Below are 2,629 nucleotides of genomic sequence, written 5' to 3' on the forward strand. Positions count from 1 at the left end.
CGCCTTCCGGGCCTCCTCGAGCACCGCGAGCATCTCGAACCGCGCCTCGCCGTGCTCGACCTCCAGCCCGGAGATGAGCCGGGCCGCGGCGGACCGCTCGGCGGTGTCCAGTTCGGCGGCGTCCTGGCGCAGCCGTTCCAGCAGCACGTCCAGATCGCGGACCGGACCCAGCGCCCGGCCGAGCGCGCCGAGTTCCGCGCGCAACGGCTCCGACCAGCTCGTGTCCAGGAACGGTCGGGCCGACCGCAGCACCGCGCGCATCCGCCGCACCGACACCCGCATCTGGTGCAGTTCTTCGGGATCTTCGCCGAGCCGGGTGCCGGGATCGTGCGCCAGCAACCCGCGCAGCCGCGTGTGGAGCGCGGCGCGAACGTGCTCGGCGACGGGTGCGTCCCGCCCTGCCACCGCGGGTTCGGGCGGCAGGGCCGGGGAGGTGCGGTTCATACCACCAGTGTCGGCCATTCCGACGCGGTGTTCGCCGTGATTTCGGCGAGCGGGCGGGCTCAGTCGTTCGCGTGCAGCGCCGCGTTCAGCTCGACCTTGCCGCCGGAACGCGGCCGCACCTCGACCGCACCGGTGGTGGAGTTGCGCAGGAACAGCAGGCCGTCGGAGCCGGACAGCTCGGTGGCCTTGGTCAGCGTCCCGTCCGGCAGGCTGATCTTGGTGGCGGCGGTGACGTACAGGCCGGCCTCGACGACGCAGTCGTCCCCGAGCGAGATCCCCACCCCGCCGTTGGCGCCGATCAGGCAGCGCTCGCCGACCGAGATGACCTCCTTGCCACCGCCGGAGAGGGTGCCCATCACCGAGGCGCCGCCACCGAGGTCGGAGCCGTCGCCGACGACCACGCCGGCCGAGACCCGGCCTTCGATCATCGAGGCGCCGAGGGTGCCCGCGTTGTAGTTGACGAAGCCCTCGTGCATCACGGTCGTGCCGCTGGCCAGGTGCGCGCCGAGCCGGACCCGGTCGGCATCGCCGATGCGCACCCCGGACGGGGCCACGTAGTCGATCATGCGCGGGAACTTGTCGACGCTGTGCACGGTGACCTGGCCGCGCGAGCGCAGCCGCAGCCGGGTCTGCTCGAAGCCTTCGACGGGGCAGGGGCCGTGGTTGGTCCACACCACGTTGGACAGCAACCCGAAGATGCCGTCCATGCTCTGCCCGTGCGGCCGGACCAGGCGGTGCGACAGCAGGTGCAGCCGCAGGTAGATGTCGTGCGCGTCGATCGGGGCGTCGGCGAGCCGGGAGATCTCGGTGCGAACCGCGACGACCTCGACTTGGCGGGCGTCGTCCCGGCCGGTCAGCGCAGCGCCGGCTGCTCCGAGCGCCTCGGCCGTCTCCGCCGGATCCAGCTCGGTGCTGCCTGCCTCGCCGGTCGAGCCGAGCTTGACGATGGGGAACCAGGTGTCGAGCACGGTTCCGTCGTCGGTCACGGTGGCCAGGCCGACGCCGTGCGCGCCGGTGTTCTGCGGGTCGGGGGTCTCGGTGCCGCTCATGCCGGAAACGGTAATCGGCGGCGGCCCCAGGTGCCGCCCAGGGGTGAGGTCTTCCGCGCTCATCGATACCGAGAGTGATCGAGTGATTTCCCGGCGCAGCAACGGAAAACCGATGCGCCGCACGTCCTCTATGGACTCCGCGGAGTGGTCGGTGTCACGCGTTCCCTGCCGGTAACCTGCCAGCGTGACCGACTCCCTGGATCTGAGCGCCGAACCGGTCGAGCTGACCGCCGCGCTGGTCGACATCCCCAGCGTCTCCGGCGAGGAGCGCGCCATCGCCGATGCCGTGCAGCGCGCGCTGCAAGCGCAGGCCCCGCACCTGGAAGTGGTGCGCAGCGGAGAGGCCGTGCTCGCGCGCACCGACCTCGGCAGGGCGTCGCGGATCGTGCTGGCCGGGCACCTGGACACCGTGCCGATCAACGACAACCTGCCGCTGCACCGCACCGGTTCGGGCGCGGACGAGGTGCTGCACGGCTGCGGCGCGGTGGACATGAAGGGCGGCGACGCGGTGCTGCTGTACCTGGCCGCGCAGCTGACCGCGCCGCGGTACGACCTGACCTTCGTGTTCTACGACTGCGAAGAGGTCGCCGCCGAGCGCAACGGGCTCAACCGCATCGAACGCGACCTGCCGGAGTGGCTGGCCGGGGACCTCGCCATCGTCGGCGAGCCGTCGAACGCCGGCATCGAAGCCGGTTGCCAGGGAACGCTGCGCGTGGAGGTCCGCACCAGCGGCACTCGCGCGCACGCCGCGCGCGCCTGGATGGGAGACAACGCCATCCACGCGGCGGAGCCGATCCTGCGGCGGTTGCTGGACTACACGCCGCGGGAGCCGGTCATCGACGGGCTGCAGTACCACGAGGGCCTGCAGGCCGTGCGCATCGAAGGCGGCGTCGCGGGCAACGTCGTGCCGGACTCCTGCGTGGTCGCGGTGAACCACCGCTTCGCCCCGGACAAGTCGCTGGCCGAAGCCGAAGCGCACGTCCGCGAGGTCTTCGCCGGGTTCGACGTGACCGTGGTCGACGCCTCCGGCGGGGCGCTGCCCGGGCTGAACTCCCCGGCCGCGGCCGAGCTGGTCGAAGCCGCGGGCGGGCAGCCGATCGCCAAGCTGGGCTGGACCGACGTGGCCCGCTTCGCCG

3 protein-coding genes are annotated in these 2,629 nt (G+C 72.4%); 1 reads left to right on the forward strand and 2 read right to left on the reverse strand.

Translation table 11 applies throughout. The annotated features are described in order from the left end of the window. Both IJH84_RS23335 and dapD read right to left on the reverse strand, forming a co-directional pair. The coding region (locus IJH84_RS23335) for a CHAD domain-containing protein (protein ID WP_295149041.1) at window positions 1-444 on the reverse strand (444 nt) is incomplete at its 3' end. 59 nt (window positions 445-503) lie between these two features. Further along, window positions 504-1,493: a 2,3,4,5-tetrahydropyridine-2,6-dicarboxylate N-succinyltransferase gene (gene dapD, locus IJH84_RS23340; RefSeq protein ID WP_200073278.1), complete on the reverse strand. Its 990-nt coding sequence runs from the start codon at window positions 1,491-1,493 to the stop codon at window positions 504-506. A gap of 184 nt (window positions 1,494-1,677) precedes the next feature. Between dapD and dapE the strand changes: the two genes are divergently transcribed. Then, a partial coding sequence (gene dapE / locus IJH84_RS23345; protein ID WP_295149046.1) for a succinyl-diaminopimelate desuccinylase occupies window positions 1,678-2,629 on the forward strand: 952 nt, incomplete at its 3' end.

The organism is Saccharopolyspora sp. (assembly GCF_017434145.1).
Lineage (GTDB): Bacteria > Actinomycetota > Actinomycetes > Mycobacteriales > Pseudonocardiaceae > Saccharopolyspora_C > Saccharopolyspora_C galaxeae.